Here is a 22,826-nt window from a genome sequence, read left to right on the forward strand (position 1 = left end):
AAATGGACATACGGTCATGGCCTGCTCAAAGTGTGCAGGCCCCGCCTATCCGAAATCAGTAGTGCACTTAAACTCCTATCCATATTGGCGGATTTCGGCCCGAGAGTGCTTCTGGTACCACCGGAATCCAACGCGCAGGAGAGGCGCATGTCGATCCACGATCTCCGCACCTTCCCGTCGGGAACCAACTTTCGGGCGGACATCGCTCTCATCGGCGGCGGCCCGGTGGGCATCACGATTGCTCGCGAGTTGTCCAAGAGCCGCTGTCGTGTCCTGCTGATCGAAAGCGGCGGCCCCGATTTCTGCCAGGAGCATCAAGTTCTGAACGCTGTCGAAAATGTGGGGGAGCCGATCGCCCGCGCCGGCGCCGAACCACTTGGCCGCGGCTATAACGGCGGGCTCGCCTGGTTGAACGATGTGGCTCCCTTCGAGTTGCGCAATCGCACGCTCGGGGGCAGTTCGCATACCTGGATCGGCAAGTGCGCGAGTTTCGACGAGATCGACTTCGAGCGCCGGCCGTGGCTGCCGGTGTCCGGCTGGCCGATGACGCGCGAGAACCTGTCGCCCGCGCTGGCCAAGGCCGCCGACCTGCTCAACCTTGGTCCGAATGTCTATGACGAGAGCCTGTATCGCCTGCTGCGGACGCCGCCGCGCGGCTTCGATTTCGACGCCGATCTCCTTCGGCCCTTTTTCTGGCAGTTCAGCCATGAACGCGACCGACGCGGTGAGCCGATGCGATTTAGCCGCATGGCGCGGGATCTCGATGCGCCGAATGTCGACGTGCTGTCGCGCGCCACGGTGACGGCCATCAATCTCGACCGAGACGCCCGACGGGTGATCTCGCTCGATATACGCGCTGTCGAGGGCGTCCACGCGACCGTGCAGGCGGCGACCGTGGTGCTTTGCGCAGGCGGCATCGAGAACGCCCGCTTGCTGCTCGCCTCCAACGCGGTGATGAAATCGGGCGTCGGCAATTCCAGAGACGTGGTCGGTCGCTATCTCGCCGACCATCCTCGCGCAGCGATCGCGCGCTTCGTCGGTCCTGATATCGACAAGCTGGCCGGGCACTTCAATTTCTACGGCCTGTCACATCAGGGGCGGCCGCATTTCTATCTCCACGGCATGCGTCTCAGTCCTCATGTGCAGCGGCGCGACGGGCTGGTGAACTGTGCGGCCTATCCGGTGCAGGTCCATGCCGCAGGCGATCCCTGGGCAGCGGTGAAACGGTTGATGCAGGGCGGCAGCACGCGGCTTTTCGGCGATCTCGCGACGGCTCTCCGATCGCCCGGCCTGCTGGCTCAGGGCGCTTTCCGCCGCCTCGTCCAAAAGCGCGGAATGCTGCACCGTTCCGACGAGCTTCGCTTCGACGTGATGGCCGAGCAGAGGCTCGATGCGGACAGCCGCGTAACTCTCTCGGAGCAGCGGGATCTGTTCGGGACGCCGTTGCCGCGCGTGAACTGGAAAATCGGCGAGGCGGAGGTCGAGAGCATAAAGCGGCTGGCGCACGCCCTGTCCTCGCAGTTCGTCCGCAACGGCCTGCCGGCGCTCCGCTTGGCCGCCTGGATTGCCGAGAACGACGACGGCAAGGCGGTTTTCACCGACATGGCGCATCCCTCCTGCACGACGCGCATGGGCACCGATCCATCAGTCAGCGTCGTCGACCCCGATGCCATGGTCCATGGCGTCGACGGCCTGTTCATCGCCGGCAGTTCGGTCTTTCCGACGCCGGGCCACGCCAACCCGACCTTGATGGCCCTTGCACTGGCGATCCGGCTTGCCGATCACCTGAAGGCCCGCAACGAACGCCGCTCCGTCGTGGAATTGCGGCGGCAGGTCGCCGCAACCGGGAGGTGACGCCCGGCGGCGCAAACGGCACGCCGGGGTAATGCTGTTATCCGAGCCGGTAGTAGAAGCCGGCGCTCTCGCTTGCGCCCAGTTCCGGATGCGTCTCGATCACGTGGGCGAGCGAGGGGATTGTCCAGCGATCGACGAGCGTGTAGCCGAGGTGTTCGATGTCCTGGCGCAGCGCGCCTTCATCGCGCATCTGGTAGGGAACGGTCGCGCGTCCAATGCGCTCAAGCGTGACCACTGCTCCTCCCTTTCGTAGCGCCACCTTGTTCAAAATCAGATGTCGTGGGGGGACAGGGAGTTCGTTGAGGAGCCGAGACAACGGGACGTCGAGGTATTGCAGTAGACCGGAGCCCAGGAAGAGCTCAACCGGCCCGGCATCCGCGATGCACTCCACGAAGTGCAACGCGGGGAGATTTTCTCGCTCGGCCCTGCGCCGGCCCGCCTGGACGATCGACGGCAGATCGTAGACGACCCATCGGAACGTGTCGTCGAATTGCATGAGATTGCGGAACGCCCGGTACTTCGTGCCCATGTGGCCGCCGGCATCGACGAGCCCGTTAACCTCGCCGGCGATCTGGTGCATCCAGAACAGCACCGGATAGTCCCAGGGTGCCACCTTGCACATCTGCTCGAACGCGACTTCGGCGATTTCCTCGTGATCGTAGCCGGCGAGACCGTTCGACCGCGCGGTGGCAAGCGCCTCCTCGAACGTGGCATAAGCGCCGGTGAACCGCTGCGGGAAGGGAGAAAGATAACGCAGTCGTCCGCCGGCAGCGCGCAGCGGCGTGAGCGACTGGTTGAGGCTGCGAACCGCGCGGCGCAACAGTGGATAGGCCGTGTTCCTGATATCGTTGCCCAGCATCTGTGGTCCCCCGTGGCAGGCGTCACTGGATCAGTCGTCAATGCCGCCCGAAAGCGAAAATAGGCTTCAGCGCGCCGCCCCACCGCTGCAGGAGGGCCAGCGTTGCTACATAGATGCAGGCGCCGGAGACGACCTGGAGAGCGACCGTCGAGATCTGCCTCAGTGCCGACACCTCGGCAATCCTGCCAAGGAGCAGCACGGTTGCCGCCATCGCCACGACAGCGATGGCCACCAGGCCGCAATTGCCGAGCACACGGCTCCAGACGAGGCCGCCCTGTTGGGTTTGAAGGCGCATCGAGATGTTGAATGAGATGACGGCCGCAAGGCACTGTCCGAGCGCGGTGGCGATCGCGCCGAACGGGGTCAGCAGCACGATGAGACCGACGGAGATCGCCCCGTTCAGCATTATGGCCCGTGGCATCTTGTGAATGGTGCCGCTCAGCGAAAGCAGCGGCTCGGTCACGTATCCGGGAATGAGCAGGGTCTGCTTGGCTGCCAGAATGGCGACGAGAATGGCGGCGGGCGCCCATTTCTCGCCGAGCAGGACGTCGATCAGTCCACCCGACACCAGCGCGAGGCCGAGATAGACCGGAGCGGAGACTGCCATGAGCACGGTCATGAACGTGGTTGCCGTGGAACCGATCGCGGCTCGGTCGCGCTCACCCTTGGCCTGGCCGCCGGCGCGGCCGAAGACGATCCAGGCCAGCATGCGCGCCGGCTCGCCCATCAATTCGGAAAACGCGGCGACGATCCGCTCGGCGGCGCGATAGTAACCGGCCTCCGCAAGACCCAAAACGCTGCCGACCACCAGCGTGCCCGCATAGGAGCGGAAGAACACGACGAGGCGGTTGGCGACGATATGACGGGAAAACTCGAGCACTTCGAGCGCGAAGTCGCGGCAAAGGCGCAGGGAGGGAAGCCAGCGCACGAGCACCATCGATGCACCAAGGAAGGTTATCTGCTGCGCCAGCCGACCGCAGATGAGGGCCGCGATGCCTTGGCCTATCCACAGCCCGCCGATCGCAACGACAAGTCCGACGGCTTCGCCGGCGATGCGGATCAGGGACTGGCCACGCAATTGCCCGCGCGAGATGAGGATGCCGTCGTAGACCGTGGAGAGCGACGCCGGCAAGTACCAGGCGCTGAACAGGAGGATCAGGACGGCCGACCAGCCGTCTGCGAACCACGAGACGGCCGCCAGCGCTGCAAGCAGGCCGAGCAGTGTCGCGATCGCGCCCGACAGGATCGACATGGTCGCGAGCTGGTCTAGATCGACCTTGTCCGCTCCCGCCTTCATGACAAATTCTCCCCACCCGCCCTCGGCCATGACGAGGACGAAAATGGCGAAGGATGAACTGAAAGCGAAGAATCCGAACTCGGCAGCCTCCAGGACATGCGCGGCGACGATGAAAATAGCGAGTTGAACCGCCTGGGAGACCACTTTGGCGGAGAGGGCCATGAAGCCATCCCCGACCAGGGCTGGAAGGCTCACCAGTCGCCGCAGACCGGCGGACAGGTTTCCGAGGTGTACGGCGGCGATGGAAAGATGGCGCCGCATCATCGCTCGCGGATCGTCCGGTCGTCCGGCCTGCCGACTGGCATCGCCCGCTCGCGGTTGGGAGCCGCGGGACGTGTGCCACGACGGACTGGAAAACACCACTCTGTTGCCGAAATATCACCACATGACGGGTGTCCTATGACATAGAGGCGTGGGTCGATTTGCCGTCGGTCGCAGGATGACGAGTAGGGCAACCGGGACTTGCGCCTGTGAATGGATGGGCAGGCGGAGGCGATCGTCTCTCCGCGGACATTTTGCCCCCCGGCAGGAACGAAGGGCTCGCCGCAGATGTCGAGGCAGGCACCATTTGGCGGAATGGACATCATGACCAGCCGAACTTCATGGAACGCGCAATTGGTCATTCGCTGGCTGGCAATCGCGTTTTGCCTCATCTTTTGGGCTGCGCTCGTCATCTTCATCTGGTGAATCGCCCCATTACGCATAGTTCGTTGCAAACAGGACGATGCCGACCGTTTTCACGATGATCACCAGGTCGAGATAGGCCGACCGGGATTGGCAATACTTGATGTCGTACTGGACGCGTTCCTCGTAAGTGGTGTCGGCCCGCCGGTTTACCTGCCACATTCCCGTCATTCCGGGCTTCAACGATGTGTAGTAGTGCAGGTTGCTGCCGTATTTCTCGGTCTCGTCCGGAGGTATGGGGCGGGGTCCGACGAGGCTCATGTCGCCACGCAGCACGTTGTAGAATTGCGGCAGCTCGTCGAGGCAGGTCATTCGAAGAATCTTCCCAAGCCAGTGGACCCGGGGGTCGCTGCTGAGCTTCCGTTTCTCGGCCCACTCCCGTCGACGCTCGGGATCAGTCGCGAGCAGTTCCGTCAGCCGTTCCGAGGCATCGCGCCGCATCGATCGAAACTTAAGGCAATCGAACAGCCGGCCCTGGGCGCCGACGCGTGCGTGACGGAAGATCAGCGGCCGGCCGTCCACGGCGAGCAGCGCGACGGCGATGACTGCCAGCAGCGGCGCGAAGAACAGGAGCGCGGCAGCGGAAACCGTCACGTCGAAAATGCGTTTACCGCGGTCGCCGCGCGGCGCCGCAACCGTCGCCGGAATGGAGCGTTCCCCTCTTGCCGCGCCATCGGAAATAGACAGCATATCTCTCGCTCCTCGAAGTCGTCCGATGTCCTTCAGGCTGCCAGCGGCCACCTTGATTGACAATCCGATCATGATGGCCAACACCTAGTCCAATGGACGTACACGGCAGGAAAAATCAGGATGACGCTCGGCCGGTCGACGGACGGCGTGCTAGCCGTCACGATGTCAATGGTGGCGAGCATCACCAGATCTGATCGCGCAGGGTCCCCCAGCCTGCCGCGCGAGGGGCCGGCAGTGTGGCCGGTGCCCGTGGATCTGATCGGCCGCGCAGCAGAATGCTTTCGTAGAGATCGATGAGTGCGTCGGCCCAACTTTCGGGCGTGTGTGACAATTGCCCGGCCACAGCCACGCCGGTCATGCTCATCCGGTGAACGAGATCGTCGTCGGATGCGATGCGGCGCATGGCTGTGGCAAGGTCGTCCACATTCGCGGGGGTGAAGGACAAGCCACAGCCGGAGGCCGCGATTTCCTGAGAAAGCAGAGCCGCTTTGGTGATGATGACGGGCAATCCACTGCCGGCGGCCTCAAGCGCAGCCAGGCCAAAGGGTTCGGGCACCCGCGAGGGAACGACGACGGCCCGTGCCCCGCACACGATATCATGCATGGCCTCCTTGGATTTCCAGCCGTGAACCCTCGCTTGCGGAAATTCCCGCTCGAGGAAGGCGCGGCCTGCGCCGTCGCCAATGAAATGCAGCGGCACACCGGCGAGGTGCGCTGCGCGCGCCGCGTCCTTGTACCCCTTCTCTTCCTCAAGCCGTCCGATGAAGACGAAATTCGAGCGCGTCCAGGGCGCCAGGCCCGGCCCGGCGAGCGGAGAGACGGGGTTGCGGATCGTCGAGATGCGCCCGTCGCCGATTCCGGCGCGCAGCATGTATTCGCGCATTCTCTCATGGACGATGACGATGTGCGCAGGTGCGCTGCGAGTGGGAAAGAGATGTTCGCGCAAGAGGTGACGCGCCGTCCGCCAGAGCTTCTCATGCAGGCCGCGCTTGTCGCACTGCGTCGCCAAACATCGGCGCGACATCGGTTCAAGCTCGCAGACGCGTTGCGTCCTGTAGTTCACGAAGCCTCCGTTGGGGCAGGCGAGGAAATAGTCGTGGGCATGCAGGACAACCCGCTCGCGCACCTTGGCGAGTGCGCGGAAAATGGCTGGCGACAGGATCTTCGACCAGCCGTGCACGTGATAGATCGTCGTCGGCGTATCGCGGGTCGAGATCAGTCCGCTCAACGCCTCGTGGGCCCGCGGATTGTAGAGGCCCAGGCGCAGAGCGTCGCTTCGCGTCCGGTCGAGCAACGGAGCCTGTCCCAGGTTTATCATGTCGTCCGCGGGCGGCTCCCCCGGCGCGTTGTCGCCGGCAAAAAACGTGACCGAAAGTCCGCGCCGCCGCAGCAGTTCGGCCGAAAGGATCGCGAGATTGGTCGCTCCGCCGACCCTGGTGGAGCGGTCATTGATGATGACGATGCGGGCGGGCGGGATGCCGGTCATGGACCCTACTCCAGTCCTTCAACATTTCGCGGCCCGAGGCGACCCAAGAAAAGGTCGAGACAGGCGCGTGCATTGCCCCGCAGCCGGCCCTTGCGATCGACCCAGGGCTCCGGCTTCCAGACCTTGACGATATTGGCGATCAGGTTACGTGCCACCTGGACCGCCGCGATTGGCAAACTCATCGTCTTCTTGCGCACGAGGTAAATGGGGTTGGCGATCTGCGAATAACCGAACTTGACGCCGGGGGTCCGCGATATTTTGGTGCCGAGGTGAACACCGAGCAGGCGGTTGGAGCGCACGATGCTGCCGTGGGCCGCAACCAGCCGACTGAAGTCGACGTCTTCGAGCCAGCCGTATAGCGGCAGGTTCTCGTCAAATCGCAGCTGCCCGCGCCTGACGGCCGCCATCCGGATGGCCATGTTGCAGCCATAGGCGTTGTAGACCGGCTCCAGCCTTTCCGCCGGGCGCGGCTTGCCTTTGGTCGCGTCGATAGTCTCGAGCCCGACCTCGATCGAAATGCCTGGTCCGATGATGCCGTCGGCGACCACGGTTCCCGTGGACATCGCGATGCCGGGGTTCTCCTCGAAGAGGCGCTCGAGTTCCCCGAGGTAGTCCGGCGCCATCAGGAAATCGTCGTCGAGAAAGAGCACGACGTCCGCGGTCACGGCCGTCAGGATCGCGTTACGCTGACGGCAGAGACCCCGCTGTGACAGGATGACCTTGCCGGGACAGTCGAGCATGTCGATGCTGTGCTGGTCGATGTCGGCCGTCGAGCACAGGCAGACGATCACCTCATCTGGCCTGCGCGTCTGACGGGCAATCAGCGGCAGAACCGCCGAAAGAACCTCCCGTCGCCCGGCGCTGGCGATGCCGATGGCGATCCTGGTCGTGGAGGCGCCTGTCGAAGGCGACGCCTTGGTGCTTTCGGGCCGAACGGCGGACGGAATCACATGCTGCTCGGGCGCCATGGCTTCCGATCCTTCATCTTGGCACGACGCGGACCTTCACTGCGGTTCGAGATGACGCCGAGCAGCGCCACGCGCGACTTGCCAAAGGTCGAAAGCGCTTCGGCAAGACGCTCGACCGTCATCTTGTCGGATTGCCCGAGCACGACGACGATACCGTCGAGATAGGTGCAAATCACCCGCGTGTCGGCAGAATCCTCGAAGCCGGACATGTCGACGATGATCACCTTGTAGCGCTGCCGCAAGAGTTCGAGCTCAGCCTTCAACGCCGGCAAGTGGCCGTAGCGCTGATGCGCGACCGCCGCCTTGCGGGTCTGGTCGACCGTCAGCACCGGCACGCAGCATACCGCCTTGCCGTCGAAGTCCTCGGGGTTCGGTGTCTCGCCGCTCGATCTCCGTTTCGAATATTGTCCCGATATGCCGATGAGCCGCAGGCTCTCCATGCCGAAGTTCGCGCCGTCCTCGCTCGTGACGCGGCTGAGACGGGAGCCGATGAAATCCGCGTCGACCAGTAGAACGGACGTGCCTTCGTTCATGTAGAGCTGCGCAAGATTGGCAGCGATGGTCGTCTTGCCTTCCCCGGGGCCGACAGACGTTACGCCGACCACGGCTGTGGCATTGGCCGGGAAGGCGGAATCAATGGAATTCTTGACACCGCGCAATGCCTCGGAGAAGCGCGAATAGGGCATGTCAAGCACCGAGCGAAGCGGCAGCATCGTTGACGCAATGGCCGGCTGCTGCGGCCGCGGTCCGCCTCGGTAGACCGGAACGTGTCCGAGCGATGCGATGCCGAGTTCGGCGCGGAGGCGCTCGCTCGAACTGACGCGGCGGTCGAGACCATCGCGCATCAGGGCCATCACCAGTCCCGCTCCCAAACCGAGGGCCAGCGAAAGCGGCAGGACCGTCGAGGGTTTCGGCCAGGTCTTGCCGAGGGGGGCGGTAGCCGCCATCACGATGCGAGCCTTGCCGAGCGGGAAGGATTGCGTCTGTAGCGCACCGATGAGTTGTTGCAGGACACCCTCGTACATGTTGCGGTAGGTCGTGGCTCGGCTTTCCATTTCGGAGAGTTCCACGCGGGCAACGTTCTTGCCTGCGCCGGCCGCAGTAAGTTTGGCAAGCTCCGTCTCCAGGAGCTTTTCGCGGGTCTGGGCGATGTCGACATGCGACCGCAAGAGCCGCTCGATCCGCTGGAACTCGGCGCGCATGGCCGCTTCGAGCCGTTCGATCTCGGCCTTGGCGGCGACGATGGCCGGATTGCCTTCGTGGTAGCGGGCCTTGAGATTCTCGAGCTTGCTGGTGGCGGCGCGCATCTCGTCGCGCAGCTTCTGGAGTTGCGGGTTGTCGGCGCCTTCGTCGATATCCGCCATTATCGAACCGCTCGCGATCACCTCCTGGAAGGTCATCAGCTTGGCGGACTCGGCCGCGGTCGCTGCCCGCGCTGCCAGCATTTGGCTGCTGAGCTCTGAGAGCTGCTGCTGCTCGAGCGTCGAAGTCGTGCCGATCGTCGTGATGTCGTTCATGGCACGAAAATCTTCGACGGTCATTGCCGCGGCACGCGCCTGTTCGCCAATTTCCATCAGCCGGCTTTCGAGCCAGCGGGCGCCGCTGCGGGCCGCTTCTGCCCGCTCGTTCAAGCCTGTCTTAATATAAGCCATGGCGATGGCGTTGGTGGTTTTTGCCGCCTTCTGAGGGTCAAGCGAAGTGTACCCTATTTCGAGCACGTAGGACTGGCCAACCCGACGCACCGTCATGCGCGACAGGAACGTCGCCATGGTGCGTCGCATGAGATATTCCTCGTCCGGCACGTTGTCGGCTTCATCTTTGGCGCCGAGCGTGAAGACGGATTTCACCGTTTCCTTGATGGAGGACATCCAGGACGAGGTGCTGACGATTTCCGGGTCTTTCGTGAGGTTCAGTTGCTCGATGACGGCGCGCGCGATCGCCTCGGACTTGACAATCTCCACCTGGCTGGCGATTTCGGCCGCCTCGATGATGATCGTGCCGGTTGATGCGTCCTGTGAGGCGATGCGTCCTTGCTCCGGATCGATGACAAGCCGCGCCGTGGCTGTGTACGAGGGCGAGGTGTTTAGGATGTAGAACACGCCGAGTGCAAGCCCGATCGCCCCGAATGACCCGATGAGTGCCGTATGCCGGCGTAGGAAATCGGTCACGTCACGAAAGGATATATTCTCCTGCCGATCGGCGCGGCGCGCCTCGAAGTTCTCGTCCAGTACGATTTTCGAGATGTCATGCACGACCATTGTGCTTCCCTATCGAAGGTGCGGCGCTCATGCGCTTGTGGTTATTGTGACTGTTCGATTCCGACGGATGACAGAAGTTGCATGTCGACCGCCTCCGGCAGCGGCGAGCGCACGTCCAGAACGTCGCCGGGCACGAGCAGTGTTGAGTCCGTAACCCTGAATGGTGCGTCCTGGCCGGCGCGCGTGATCCAGTATTCCAGGGGCTGCTGATCGAACGTCTTGAGGCTGGCGATGCGCGAAAGCGAGGCGCCGTTCACCTGAAGGAGTTGCAGATAGGTATTACGTTTGACCTTCAGATCCTCGATCGAAGCTTCCGTCGTCTGCAGGTCGCGTCCCGCCTCGGTGCGGCGCTGTCCCTGGAGCGTGACCACGTCACGTTCGGTTTCGCTGAGCTTCTGCCTGGCACGCATGGCGGCGATCTGCAGGTCGAGGTTGTCGCTTTGGAGTTCGGCAAGTATCCGTTCAAGCGAGGTCTGCCTCGACTTCGTCACTGTCTGGTCGCTAAGCAGCTTCGACACGCCCTTCAGTTCATCCTGGGCGATCACGACCTGCCGTTCCTTGAAAACCCTCTTTTCCTCAAGGACATCGATCTCGTTCTTCAGCAGGGTGGCGAGTTCGTTGAGAGACTCGATCTGTCGACGCAGCGCCTCACGCCGGGCATCGAAGAGCGTGGTTTCGTCCCGGATCATCTGTTGGATCGCGGCGCCCTTGGCGCCTGTCAGCACCGGAGGGAACTCCACCTTGGGGCTCTCGCCGAATTCGGCCCGCAGCCGCGCGCGGCGGGCCGCCAATTGAAGCAACTCCAGTTCCACACGATTGAGCTCGCCCGTGTAGCGGATCTGCTCCATGTCGGAGTATCCGCCGGCCGGGTTTGTCCGCCGCTCTCTCCCGCCTGCCATGGTCACGGCCTGCATGACCATCAGGCCCGGCCTGTATTCGAGTTCGCTCGGGCGATCCACCAGGCCGGTGACATAGATCATCGGATATCGGATGACCTCTACAGTCGTCTGCGGTGCCGTCATTAGCCCGGTACGCTGCTTCAGCAGATCGGCAATCGCTGAAGACAGCTCGGCCGGTGTGCGGCCCTTGGCGGTGATCTCCCCGACCATGGGCACGGAGATCGTGCCGGACGGCGACACGCTGTATTCTCCGTTGAGGGCGGACCATTCCTTGTATTCGCCGGTAGACGCCATCCACTCGACGATCGCCACCTTAACTCTCGTTTGCGGCTGCAGGCGAAAGGCGGAATCGGCATGGGCCGACGCAAGGGCGCCGAAGGCCACCAGACCGATTGCGGAGCAAAACGTCGATGCGCGTCCGAGGGTACGCATCAGCTTCGGCAGGCTCTGACCGGCAGTTCGCATGGGACCTCGCAAATTTCTCAGAAGGTCGCGATCCGCCGAGCGGCCGAACGCAAAACCGGCCCTGATTGTCGGCTCAAAACGTTCGAGATAAAATTGACTGCGGCCTAAACGCGGCTAATCCCTTTTGGGGAAGCTGCCTAAACCAGGGAAACTATCGTATAGGCGACACCTGCCCAATGCCCTAGCGCTGCGCCGGACCCCAGCCCGACCTAACCCTTTCGATCAGGGACATCGTTCGCTCGGATGCGGGCGCGAACCGTTCTTGGCGCTATCAACGACATGCCCGTCTGACGCATGCTGAGCTGGGGTATTGAAAGCGAGGGACAGCTATGCGCGTCGCAATCGTACATTATTGGCTGGTTTCGATGCGCGGTGGCGAGAAGGTGATCGAGGCGTTGTGTGATCTCTATCCGGAAGCGGATATCTTCACCTTAGTCTACGACGAGGCACAGGTTTCCGATACGATCAAGAAGCACAAGGTGACTTCATCCTTTCTGCAGCGAGTCCCCGGGGCCATCGGCCACTATCAATCCTTGCTGCCACTGATGCCGTTTGCGCTCGAAAGCCTCGACCTCAGCGGCTACGACCTGATCATCTCAAGCGAATCCGGTCCGGCCAAGGGTATCATCCCGCCGCCGCATGCCGCCCATATCTGCTATTGCCATTCTCCGATGCGCTATCTTTGGGATCATTATCACGCCTACCGCTCGAGTGCGGGTATCCTGTCGCGCATGATGATGCCGGTGCTGGCGCCGATGTTGCGCACATGGGACGTCAACACCAGCCTTCGCGTTGACCGGTTCATCGCCAATTCACACCATGTGGCGGCCCGCATCGGCAAGTATTACCGCCGACCTGCCACCGTGGTGTATCCGCCTGTCGGCATCGAGGACTTCTCGCCTTCGGCCGAGGTCGAGGATTTCTATCTCTGCGCCGGGCAGATCGTCTCCTACAAGCGGATCGACCTCGCCGTCGAGGCGTTCACCAAAATGGGCAAGAACCTGGTGGTGATCGGCGGCGGTAAGGAGCAGGACATTGCCAGGCTGAAGCGCATGGCCGGTCCGACCGTTACCTTTCTGGGGCGTGCGCCGTTCGCCGTGCTCAAGGAGAAGCTCGCGAAATGCCGTGCCTTTGTCTTTCCCGGTGAGGAAGACTTCGGCATCGTTCCAGTCGAGGCGATGGCGAGCGGCCGTCCCGTCGTCGCCTACGGCGGCGGCGGCGCGGTCGAAACGGTCGTGCCAGGACTGACGGGCATTCTGTTCGAGAACCAGACAGTCGAAGGGTTGATCAAGGCCATCTATTCCTTTGAGGCCAGGGAGGATTCCTTCCGGGCAGATGTCATCAGGACGCATGCAGCGCAATTCAGTGTGAGGCGGTTCAGGTCCGGCATCCAATCTGTCGTCGATGAGGAACTGCGGCATCGCCGCTCGCTACCCTTCGCCGATGGCAAGTATGCGCTCGCCGGGTTCTCGACGCATGATGCCGAAGCCCTGACGCCCTTTCATTGATTGCCAGCCGGGGAACAGTGTGCTCTTGCGCTGCCAAAAGCGCGGCGGGCGAACATGCTGGCCTGTAATGCTATCGCATTAATACTATATCGCTACATAGATTATTAGAATGTGATACTTCATTCGCGGTCCAGCATCTGTTATTGTTAATTTCGAGTAGCTTAGGCCTGTATAAATGTTTAGCAAAAGTCTACTTCTGCATCGGAGAGAGAGTAGAGCTTCCTCAATAGCATCTATTGGACAGATAGACCAAAGTAATTCATTGGATTTTATGTCAGTAATACGCGTATAAGTTGCCGATCCCGACATTGCGGCCGGGGATCTTCCGTTCAGGCGAACAGTATCCTCGTGCCGCAGGTTAGCCGTGGTTGCCGCGGCGACGCTCTTCCCGTTTCAACAGCCAGCGGCATGCGAGATGATGCAGATGGATCTTGCTTCCTTCAAACCAGGCTCCCCGCGTGAGCCCAAATCCGACCGATTTGCTCTCGAGACGAGCGCGCTGATCAGGCCGACAGGCTTTCGGGAGTACGACGCGCGGTGGTGGTTCGGGCGGCCGGACGACGGGAAGGCTCCGGAGCTGAACCTGATGGGGGTGCAGGCTCTGGGCATGGGGCTCGGCACCTTCATCCGACGCTCGGGCGCCGGCCCCGACATTGTGACGGGGCATGACTTCCGCTCCTATTCGCTTGCCATCAAGCTGGCCTTGGCCAGTGGGCTGATGGCCGCCGGCGCACGGGTCAGGGACATCGGCCTGGCGCTGTCGCCGATGGCCTATTTCGCGCAATTCGCGCTCGACGTGCCGTCGGTGGCGATGGTGACCGCCTCGCACAACGAGAACGGTTGGACCGGCGTCAAAATGGGCACGGCCCGGCCGCTGACTTTCGGTCCGGACGAGATGGCCGAGTTGAAAAGGATAGTGCTGGAGGCCGACTTCGACCTCGCCGGCGGCGGCTCCTATGAATTCGTCCCGGACTTCCGCCAGCGCTACATCGACGATCTGACCCGTGGAAAGCGGATCGCCCGGAAGCTGAAAGTGGTGGTGGCTTGCGGAAATGGCACCGCCGGCGCCTTCGCGCCGCAGGTGCTGGAGCGGATCGGCTGTGAGGTAATCCCGCTCGACTGCGAGCTCGACCATTCCTTCCCGCGCTATAATCCCAATCCCGAGGACCTGGCGATGCTCCATGCCATCCGGGAAAAGGTGCTTGAAAGCGGCGCCGATGTGGGGCTGGGCTTCGACGGCGACGGCGACCGCTGCGGGGTGATCGACAATGAGGGCCGCGAGATCTTCGCCGACAAGGTCGGGGTGATGCTGGCCCGGGATTTGTCCGCCTTGCATCCCCAATCGGTGTTCGTGGTCGATGTGAAGTCTACCGGGCTGTTCGCGGCCGATCCGGTGTTGAAGGCGAACGGTGCTCGCGCCGACTATTGGAAGACCGGCCATTCCTACATCAAGCGCAGGGTCGCCGAACTCGGCGCCATCGCGGGTTTCGAAAAATCAGGTCACTTCTTCTTCAACCCGCCTCTCGGGCGCGGCTATGACGACGGGCTGATCACCGCGATCGTTGTCTGCGAAATGCTCGACCGCAATCCCGACAGCAGCATGGCCGAGCTCTATCGCGCTCTTCCCGTGACGTGGGGATCGCCGACGATGTCGCCGCATTGCGGCGACGAGGTGAAATACGCAGTCGTCGAGCGCGTGCTGGAGCGCTTCAGGACCATGCAGCGCGACGGTCTGCCGATTGCCGGTCAGAGGATCGCCGACCTGGTCACCGTGAACGGCGTTCGTGTGGTGATCGAGGACGGCACTTGGGGTCTGGTGAGGGCCTCCTCCAACAAGCCGGAGCTTGTCGTCGTGGTGGAAAGCCCGGTGTCGGAAGCACAGCAGCGGGCCATGTTTGCGGCGGTCGACCGTGTTCTCAGGGAGCATGCGGAGGTCGGCCCCTATAACCAGACGTTCTGAGCGGCAAGACGTGTGCGGCATTCCGCCCGGCTGGCGGGCAAGGGAAGGGGACGAGAGAATGGCGGAACGGATCTCCTGCTTCGTGATGAGCGGCGGCGTCGGCTCGCGGCTTTGGCCACTATCGCGCGAGGACAATCCCAAGCAATTCCATGACCTTTCCGGCCATGGCTCGATGCTGCTCGGCACCATCCGGCGGCTCAAAGCTCGCCCAGCGGGCGATACGCCGATCCATCTGATCGCCTCCGAACGCCATGCCGAGCGAGTGCGCGCCGACATGGCCGGCATCGATCTTGCGGGCGGTCGCGCCGTCTTCGAGCCCGTCGCCCGCAACACGGCGGCCGCGGTGGCGGTGGCCGCGCTCGAGACGATCGCTGCCCACGGTGACGGGCTGGTGCTGGTCGTGCCTTCGGACCACGAAATTTCAACTGAGGAGCAATTCTGGAAAACGGTGGAAAGAGGAATGCCGGCTGCCGATGCGGGCAGGCTTGTCATCTTCGGGATCCCGCCAAGCCAGCCGGAGACCGGCTACGGCTACATCGAGGCGACTGGGGAGGGCGATGTCCGCGATGTCGCGCGCTTCGTCGAAAAGCCCGACCTGGAAACGGCAAAGGCCTATGTCGCGGCCGGCACCTTTTTCTGGAACGCAGGCATCTTCCTGTTTCGCGCGAGCGCCATGCGCGCGGCATTCCGCATGCTTCAGCCGGAGATTTGGGAGAAGGCGGAGCGCGCCCATGCTGCGGCAGTGAGCGAGGTGTCGGGCGCGTATCTGCCGCAGGGGCTTTATTCGGCAATTCCTTCGGTGTCGATCGACTACGCGATCATGGAGCATGCCGGCGACATCGCCATGGTGCCGGCAAGCTTCCGCTGGAGCGACCTCGGCTCCTGGCAGTCGCTGCTTGACGTCAGCGCGACCGATGCGACCGGCAATGTTGCGATCGGCGACGTCGTCGCCATCGACTGCGAGCACTCCTACCTGCGCAGCCAGGGCCGCCTGCTCTCGGTTATCGGGCTGAAGGATATCGCGATCGTGGCGACGGCCGACGCGACCTTCGTAGCGCCGGTGGCTAAGAGCCAGGAGGTCAAACGCATCGTCGAACAGCTGGAGAAGAGCGGGCGGCTGGAGACCAAGTTCACGCCGGCGCACGACCGCGTGTTGCTGCCAGGGGCCTGGCGGCAGCGGGTCGCCCATTGGCTGTTCGAAGAGACCCTGCCGCTGTGGTCGACGGCGGGCGTCGACGAGCGGAATGGCGGATTTCACGAAGCGCTGAGCTTCGATGGCGCGCCGCTGATCAAGCCGAAGCGCATGCGCACCATGGCCCGTCAGGTCTACGCCTTTTCCGTGGCAAAGCTGCGCGGTTGGGACGGCGATGCCGACCGGCTGATCGCGCACGGCATCGCATTCATGGAGAAAGGCCGCACGAAGCGGGGCGGCTGGGCAAGGGTGCTCCAGGAAGACGGCGCCATCGCCGATGGCTGCGAAGACACCTATGATCATGCCTGCGTGCTCCTGGCGCTTGCTCATGCCCACCAGGCCGGACACCCGGAAGCGCTGCGCCTTGGCCAGGAGACCTTCGCCTTCCTTGACGCCCATCTGGAGGACGAACGGCTGACTGGATTCCTGGAAACCTCCGACGGCACCGAGCTGCGCCGCACGAACCCGCACATGCACCTGCTCGAAGCCCTTCTCGCCTGGCACGCGGCGACCGGCGAGCGCAGCTACCTTCGGCGCGCTGCCCGCATCATCGATCTGTTCCGCAGTCACTTCTTCGATGTCGAAAGCTGGACGCTCGGAGAATATTTCGACGATTCCTGGCGGCCGGCCGCCGGCGAGCAGGGCCAGTGGACCGAGCCCGGCCATCACTTCGAATGGGCATCTCTTCTGGTCGATTTCGTCTCCAAGAGCAGGCAGACGGATTTGATCCCCTTTGCCCGGAAACTCTATGCATCCGCAATCGCCAACGGCCTCAACCGCTCGACCGGGCTGGCCTATGGCGCCGTCTCGCGATCCGGCCTGCCGCTCGACGTCATCTCGCGCAGTTGGCCGCAGGCCGAGGCTATAAAGGCCGCGATCGCGCTTGAAGGAACCGGCGGACCGGACCTCAAGCCGGAGATCGAGGCGCGCGTCGGCCACCTGTTCCGCTGGCATATCGACCCCGCCCCCCTCGGAATGTGGATCGACCGCATCGACGAGAAGGGAAGGGTCGTCGCTAACGAAGTTCCGGCCTCGATCTTCTACCACCTCGTCACCGCTCTCATGCAGTATCTCGACAAGACGGAAGGGACGGCAGTCATCTACCAATTGCCTGCCTCCCCGCAAAGCAGCGCCGCCGTGGATCCCTCTACCGCGCTTGGCAAGGCAACAGCGTGAGACGAGATGGAGCGGAGCACGCGCCTACTGCATGTCTCCTTGGATCGATCTCGATTTGAGGACAAAAGACATGCAGCAATTCAAAGTGCTACAGCGACCTGCGCGTCTGATATGACGCGCGGCGCTGTAAGGCTTCGCGTCTACGGCTCGTCCGTCAGGGCCCGCTTGTCGAGGCCGAGCTTCTGCATTTTCTCGTAGAGCGTCTTGCGCGAGATGCCGAGCGATTCATAGACCGGCTTCAGCGCGCCGCCGTGTGCTGCGAGGGCGCTGGCGATGACGCTCTTTTCGAAGGCGGCGACCCGGTCGGCAAGGCGAGACCCGTTGGCGGGCGAGGCTGCTTCGTTGCGGTCCGTTTCGAGGCCCAGCACCAGCCGTTCGGCGGCATTACGCAGTTCGCGGACATTTCCCGGCCAGTCCCGCGCTGCCATTTCTGAGGCGAGCGAGGGCGAGATCTCGATGTCGTCGCGGCCGTAGCGGGCGGCCGATTCCCGGACGAGCTGCATGAAAAGCAGCGGAATATCGGAGCGGCGTTCCGCAAGCGGCGGGACGCGCAAGGTCGCGACGTTCAGCCGATAGAGCAGGTCGGCGCGGAAGCGCCCGGCGGCGACCTCCGGCTCGAGCTCCAGCTTGCTGGTGGCAATGAAGCGCACGTCGAGCGGCACTGTCTCGTTGGAGCCCAGCCGGGTTATCACCCTTTCCTGCAGTACGCGCAGGAATTTCGCCTGCAGATCGAACGGCATGGAGCCGATTTCGTCGAGCAGGATCGTGCCGCCGCGCCCGTGCTCGAACTTGCCGTAACGCGGCCTGAGCGCCCCGGGGAATGCCCCCGGCTCGTGGCCGAAGAGCTCGCTTTCGATCAGGTTTTGCGGCAGGGCGGCGCAATTGATGGCGATGAAGGGGCTGTTGGCCCGGCTGCTCAGATCATGCAGCGCCCGGGCCACCACCTCCTTGCCGACGCCGGTCTCGCCGATGATCAACGTATCGGCGTCCGACGCGCCGATGGCGCGCACCCGGTAGCGCAGGTCGACCATGCCCTGGCTTCGCCCGGGCAGGCGCTGTTCGATATCGTCGCGCTTGCCAGCGACGGCCCGCAAGCGCCGGTTCTCGAGCACCAGGCCGCGCCAATCAAGCGCCCGGCGGATCGTGCCTGCAAGTGTCTGCGCCGTGAATGGCTTCTCGACGAAGTCATAGGCTCCCTCCCGCATCGCCCGGACCGCCAGTTGCACGTCGCCATGGCCGGTGACCAGGATCACCGGCACTTCCGGATCGATCTCGCGGATGCGCTGCAGGAATGTCATGCCGTCCATTCCCGGCATGCGGATATCGCTGATGACGACGCCCGGAAAACTGAAGCTGATGAACTCGAGCGCTCGCTCGGCGCCGGCAAAGGTATCGACCCGGAAGCCCGCGAGTTCCAGCGCCTGCGCGCTCGAACGGCGCAACTCCTCTTCGTCGTCGACGAGCAGCACGCGGCTTTCGCTCATTCTGCCGCCTCCCTCTCGGCTTCGGGAACGACGGCAAGCACGATACGGAACACGGCTCCTCCCTCGCCATGGTTCGACACAGTCAGGCTGCCGCCGAAATCCTTGACGATATTGTAGGAAATGGAGAGGCCAAGGCCGAGACCCTTGCCGACACCCTTGGTCGTATAGAAAGGATCGAAGATGCGCTCGGCGATGGCGGGGGCGACGCCAGGCCCGCGATCGCGGATGGTCAGCACCGCCATGTCGCCTTCGCGCCAGGCGCGCAGCGATATCGTGCGGTCATCAAGCCCTTCGACCGCATCGGCCGCATTGGAGATCACGTTGACGAGCACCTGCTGCAGCCGCACCGATCCGGCGCGGACGACCAGCGCTTCGGGGCCGAGGTCGATGTCGATTGCAGCCTGCGCCGTCTTCAGGCGTGTCGCGACGATCTCCATCGTGTCGTGTATCACGTCTTCGAGCGGAACGGGGCCGAGCTTCTCATTCGGCTTACGGGCGAAATTGCGCAGATGCCGGCTGATTGCCGCCATGCGGTCGATGAGCCCGGAGATGCGCCTGACATTGTCGCTCGCTTCCGTCGTCCTCCCCCTCTCGATCAGCAGCGCCGCGCTGTCGGCATAGGTCTTGGCGGCGGCAAGCGGCTGGTTGAACTCGTGCGAAAGGGCGGCCGACATCTGGCCGAGCCCGGCGAGCTTGCCCGCCTGGACGAGGTCCGCCTGCGTCTGGCGCAATTGCTGCTCGGTAAGCCGCCGTTCGGCGATCTCGGCCTCGATCTGCTCGTTGACGCGAGCGAGATCGGCGGTGCGTTCCTCGACCCGGCGCTCGAGTTCCTCCTGCGCCTGCGCCTGCATCAGCATGCGCTCGCGCAGCCGCGCCCGCCGTTGGATGAGGATCGCGACCGCCAACCCGGCAAGACAGAGCAACAGGATGGCGGCTGCGACCGTGGTCAGCGCCTGGGTCCTGACCGAAGCCGTGTCGGTCAGTACGTTCACCGTCCAGTCCGCTTCCGGCATGTAGTGCGAGAGGACAAGATACTCCCGGGCGCTGTCTGCTCCCGAGACTTTAATCAATGCATGACCGTCGACCTCGCTACGAGCGACCGGCAGGGGGTGAAGGATAGCATTGGCATAGCGCCTGGAAGCTTCCGTCCGGGAAAGCCGATCCGGCGTCAGGGGAAGGATACTCGCGTAAAGCCATTCCGGATCCCCGCTCATGAAGATGATGCCTTCTGGATCGGAAACGAAAATTCTGTACTCGCCGCCCTGCCAGGAGGCCTCGATGGTCTCGATATCGACCTTGAAGACGATAACGCCGTGGATCTCCTCGCCGATACGTATCGGCGAGCCGAAGTAATAGCCGCGCTTCAGCGATGTCGTCCCGAGCGCATAGAAGCGGGACTGCTCCCCCCTGAGCGCATCCTGGAAATAGGGGCGGTAGCTGAAATTCTGGCCGACGAAGCTTGCCGGTCCGTCGTAATTGCTGGCGGCTATCGTGTCGCCGTCGGGGGTGATGACGTAGATGTCGGACGATTTCAGGAGCGCATTGATCTCTTTCAGATAACCGTTGACGGACTCGCGCAGCCGGCGATCCCGCGGGCGCGTCACCAGTTCCTTGATGTCATCGTGATCGGCGATCAAGGCGGGCAGAGCCTGATAGCGGTTGAGATGGCCGCTGAGGGCGGCAACCGCCAGTCTCAGCGCCGTATTCGCCTGCGCCGAGGCTTCCTGCATGTAGCTCCGGGTCGCAACGACATTGCCTTGTACGGCAAGCGTCACGACGGCAACCGGCAGGAGCAGGAGCAGGAGCAGGAAGCGATGTTTCACGGCATGCCCGGGCTCCTCCTCCCGCGGATTTCAGACAGTATTCCGGATCGTAAGAGCGTGCTCGACCGGTGGCAAGCGGTGAATACCGTGCGGTATAGACGAACATCGATGTACGTCAACACAACGTTGACAATGCGTTTGTTGCCACTGGTCTTTCGCGCTCGAGCGGAAGAGCGCATCTATCCGGCATCGACAAGCCCGAGGATAGACGGGCAGAAAGGCAGCGACAAATGCTCGACCAGATCAGAGGCCTGCATCACGTAACGTCAATGGCGGACGATGCCCGTGCCAACAATCACTTCTTCACGAACACGCTTGGCCTGCGCCGCGTCAAGAAGACCGTGAACTTCGATTCGCCGGACGTCTACCATCTCTATTACGGCGACAGAACCGGAACGCCCGGCACGGTGATGACCTATTTCCCCTTTCCGCAGATGCCGCGAGGGCGCGCAGGGACGGGGGAGGTCGGAACGACTGCCTTCTCCGTGCCGAAGGGGTCTCTCGGTTTCTGGCAGGAGCGCCTGACGCAACTCGGCGTCACCGGCGTCAAGGCTGAGGAGGCCTTCGGCGAAAAACGCCTGAATTTCACAGGGCCGGACGGCGACGGCTTTGCCCTGGTCGAGGTCGAGGACGACTCGCGCACGCCCTGGACCGAAAGCGGAATTTTCGAGGATCACGCGATTCGCGGCTTCCACTCGGTTTCCATGCGGCTGCGCGACGAGGGCGCGACCGCGGAATTGCTGAAGTTCATGGGCTATGAAGAGCTCGACCGCAGGGATGGCGTCACGCGGCTGATCGTGCCGGGCGGCAATGGCGCAAGCCTTGTCGACCTCGAGACATTGCCGAATATCAACCGCGCCGCGCAAGGGGCCGGCTCGGTGCACCACGTCGCCTTTGCCGTCGACAATCGCGAAAAGCAGTTGGAGGTGCGCAAGGCGCTGATGGATACCGGCTACCATGTGACGCCGGTGATCGACCGCGACTATTTCTGGGCGATCTACTTCCGCACCCCAGGCGGTGTGCTGTTCGAGATCGCCACCAACGAACCCGGCTTCGACCGCGACGAGGAGATCGCCCATCTCGGCGACGCGCTGAAACTGCCGCAGCAGCACAAGCATCTGCGACCGATCCTCGAGAGCCACTTGCAAAAGCTGGAAGGCTAAACGTGTCCTTCGGCGCTCCGCTCCTCCTTCGTCGATGCGCGGGAGGCGCAAGCGCTCTTGAAGTTCCGTGCTACAAACGACCGCCGACCTGTTGGCGGAAAAGGAGAATTCAATGGCCGACCATGGCTATGTTCACAAGCTGAGGGCAAGCAAGCCCGGCAAAGCGATCCTCTTCGCCCTGCACGGAACGGGGGGCGACGAAAACCAGTTCTTCGGCTTCGGCGCCGAGCTCTTGCCCGAGGCGACCATCGTCTCGCCGCGCGGCGACGTTTCCGAGCACGGGGCCGCTCGATTCTTCAGGCGCACGGGCGAGGGGGTTTATGACATGGCGGACCTCGCCCGCGCCACCGACAAGATGGCTAGCTTCGTGAAAGCGCTTGCCGCCGAGCATGATGCCTCGGAGATCATCGGTCTTGGCTATTCGAACGGCGCCAATATCCTCGCCAATGTGCTGATCGAAGATGGTGTCTTCGACAGGGCGGTGCTCATGCATCCGCTGATCCCGTTCCGTCCGAAGGACAATGCCGCGCTGGCGGGCCGGAAGGTGCTGATCACCGCCGGCGAGCGCGATCCGATCTGCCCGGCGCCGCTGACGCAAGCGCTCGCGGTCTATTTCAAGGCGCAGAACGCGGAAGTAGACCTCGAATGGCATTCCGGGGGACACGACATCCGCCAGAACGAGATTGCGGCGATCGAGCGGTTCCTGAAAGCCTAGCAGCCCCGGCCGCCTGTCAAAAGGAGCGAGTGCGCTCATCGAAGACCGTGCAAACGCGCCCTATTTCAGCGCGGCGAGCCTTTGGGAAATCGCCATCAAGCGCGGTCTCGGGCGGGCGGACTTCCAGGCCGATCCTCGGCTACTGCGTCGCGGACTGCTCGACAACGGCTATGCGGAACTGCCGGTAAACGGCGCTCATGCGGTGGCCGTCGATCAGCTTCCTCCGATCCATAAGGACCCATTTGACCGCATCCTCGTCGCCCAATCGATTGTCGAAGGTTTTGTGCTCGTGACATCCGACGAAATCGTCGGCCGCTATCCCGGTCCCGTCCGTCTCCTCTGACC

Annotated in this window: 16 protein-coding genes; 7 read left to right on the forward strand and 9 right to left on the reverse strand. The window is 63.2% G+C overall.

Going from position 1 to position 22,826, the window contains the following annotated elements; all coding sequences use genetic code 11:
• Window positions 1-147 precede the first annotated feature (147 nt).
• Window positions 148-1,854 (forward strand): GMC family oxidoreductase, encoded by a 1,707-nt coding sequence (locus tag CO656_RS02080; protein ID WP_097524631.1) that lies wholly within the window; start codon window positions 148-150, stop codon window positions 1,852-1,854.
• A gap of 37 nt (window positions 1,855-1,891) precedes the next feature.
• On the opposite strand, the gene CO656_RS02085 is transcribed toward CO656_RS02080, so the two are convergent.
• The 7 genes from CO656_RS02085 to CO656_RS02120 form a co-directional block, all read right to left on the reverse strand.
• Complete coding sequence (locus CO656_RS02085; RefSeq protein WP_037417245.1) at window positions 1,892-2,713, reverse strand: methyltransferase, TIGR04325 family; 822 nt, start codon at window positions 2,711-2,713, stop codon at window positions 1,892-1,894.
• A 37-nt stretch (window positions 2,714-2,750) separates the two neighbouring features.
• Window positions 2,751-4,271, reverse strand: coding sequence for an oligosaccharide flippase family protein (locus CO656_RS02090; RefSeq protein WP_037417336.1), 1,521 nt, complete (start codon window positions 4,269-4,271; stop codon window positions 2,751-2,753).
• Between the two features lie 435 nt (window positions 4,272-4,706).
• On the reverse strand, window positions 4,707-5,384 hold the full coding sequence (locus tag CO656_RS02100; RefSeq protein WP_037417248.1) for a sugar transferase: 678 nt from the start codon (window positions 5,382-5,384) through the stop codon (window positions 4,707-4,709).
• Window positions 5,385-5,565: 181 nt separating this feature from the next.
• The gene (locus CO656_RS02105; protein WP_234819628.1) at window positions 5,566-6,870 is read right to left on the reverse strand and encodes a glycosyltransferase family 4 protein; all 1,305 of its coding nucleotides are present in this window, start codon (window positions 6,868-6,870) and stop codon (window positions 5,566-5,568) included.
• A gap of 5 nt (window positions 6,871-6,875) precedes the next feature.
• Complete coding sequence (locus CO656_RS02110; protein ID WP_097524632.1) at window positions 6,876-7,838, reverse strand: glycosyltransferase family 2 protein; 963 nt, start codon at window positions 7,836-7,838, stop codon at window positions 6,876-6,878.
• Window positions 7,817-10,096 (reverse strand): exopolysaccharide transport family protein, encoded by a 2,280-nt coding sequence (locus CO656_RS02115; protein WP_050988225.1) that lies wholly within the window; start codon window positions 10,094-10,096, stop codon window positions 7,817-7,819. The genes CO656_RS02110 and CO656_RS02115 overlap by 22 nt, the downstream gene beginning before the upstream one ends.
• A 41-nt stretch (window positions 10,097-10,137) precedes the next feature.
• Window positions 10,138-11,460 carry a polysaccharide biosynthesis/export family protein gene (locus CO656_RS02120; protein WP_050988226.1) on the reverse strand — a complete coding sequence of 441 codons (1,323 nt, stop codon included), beginning with the start codon at window positions 11,458-11,460 and terminating at the stop codon, window positions 10,138-10,140.
• A 329-nt stretch (window positions 11,461-11,789) separates the two neighbouring features.
• Here CO656_RS02120 and CO656_RS02125 point away from each other — a divergent pair, with 329 nt between their 5' ends.
• The 3 genes from CO656_RS02125 to CO656_RS02135 all read left to right on the forward strand — a co-directional run bounded on the left by CO656_RS02125 (window position 11,790) and on the right by CO656_RS02135 (window position 17,296).
• Window positions 11,790-12,968, forward strand: coding sequence for a glycosyltransferase (locus tag CO656_RS02125; protein ID WP_083853960.1), 1,179 nt, complete (start codon window positions 11,790-11,792; stop codon window positions 12,966-12,968).
• A gap of 415 nt (window positions 12,969-13,383) precedes the next feature.
• Complete coding sequence (locus tag CO656_RS02130; protein WP_097524734.1) at window positions 13,384-14,928, forward strand: phosphomannomutase/phosphoglucomutase; 1,545 nt, start codon at window positions 13,384-13,386, stop codon at window positions 14,926-14,928.
• A 58-nt stretch (window positions 14,929-14,986) separates the two neighbouring features.
• Complete coding sequence (locus CO656_RS02135; RefSeq protein WP_097524633.1) at window positions 14,987-17,296, forward strand: AGE family epimerase/isomerase; 2,310 nt, start codon at window positions 14,987-14,989, stop codon at window positions 17,294-17,296.
• Window positions 17,297-17,436: 140 nt separating this feature from the next.
• Here the strand turns inward: CO656_RS02135 and CO656_RS02140 are convergent, their stop codons facing one another.
• Together CO656_RS02140 and CO656_RS02145 are read right to left on the reverse strand one after the other, a co-directional pair.
• Window positions 17,437-18,780, reverse strand: a complete 1,344-nt coding sequence (locus CO656_RS02140) for a sigma-54 dependent transcriptional regulator (RefSeq protein ID WP_097524634.1) — start codon at window positions 18,778-18,780, stop codon at window positions 17,437-17,439.
• Complete coding sequence (locus CO656_RS02145) at window positions 18,777-20,603, reverse strand: sensor histidine kinase (RefSeq protein WP_097524635.1); 1,827 nt, start codon at window positions 20,601-20,603, stop codon at window positions 18,777-18,779. The genes CO656_RS02140 and CO656_RS02145 overlap by 4 nt, the downstream gene beginning before the upstream one ends.
• Window positions 20,604-20,833: 230 nt before the next feature.
• On the opposite strand from CO656_RS02145, the gene CO656_RS02150 reads away from it, so the two are divergent.
• The 3 genes from CO656_RS02150 (at window position 20,834) to CO656_RS30660 (ending at window position 22,824) form a co-directional block, all read left to right on the forward strand.
• A complete protein-coding gene (locus tag CO656_RS02150; RefSeq protein WP_097524636.1) occupies window positions 20,834-21,766 on the forward strand; it encodes a VOC family protein in 933 nt (310 codons plus the stop codon).
• Window positions 21,767-21,878: 112 nt separating this feature from the next.
• Window positions 21,879-22,481, forward strand: a complete 603-nt coding sequence (locus tag CO656_RS02155; RefSeq protein ID WP_097524637.1) for an alpha/beta hydrolase — start codon at window positions 21,879-21,881, stop codon at window positions 22,479-22,481.
• 13 nt (window positions 22,482-22,494) lie between these two features.
• Entirely contained in the window at window positions 22,495-22,824 is a 330-nt protein-coding gene (locus tag CO656_RS30660; protein ID WP_097524638.1) for a type II toxin-antitoxin system VapC family toxin, read from the forward strand.
• The last annotated feature ends 2 nt before the right edge of the window (window positions 22,825-22,826 follow it).

Origin of the sequence: Sinorhizobium sp. FG01, from assembly GCF_002531875.1 — a bacterium.
Classification (GTDB): Bacteria; Pseudomonadota; Alphaproteobacteria; order Rhizobiales; family Rhizobiaceae; genus Sinorhizobium; species Sinorhizobium fredii_C.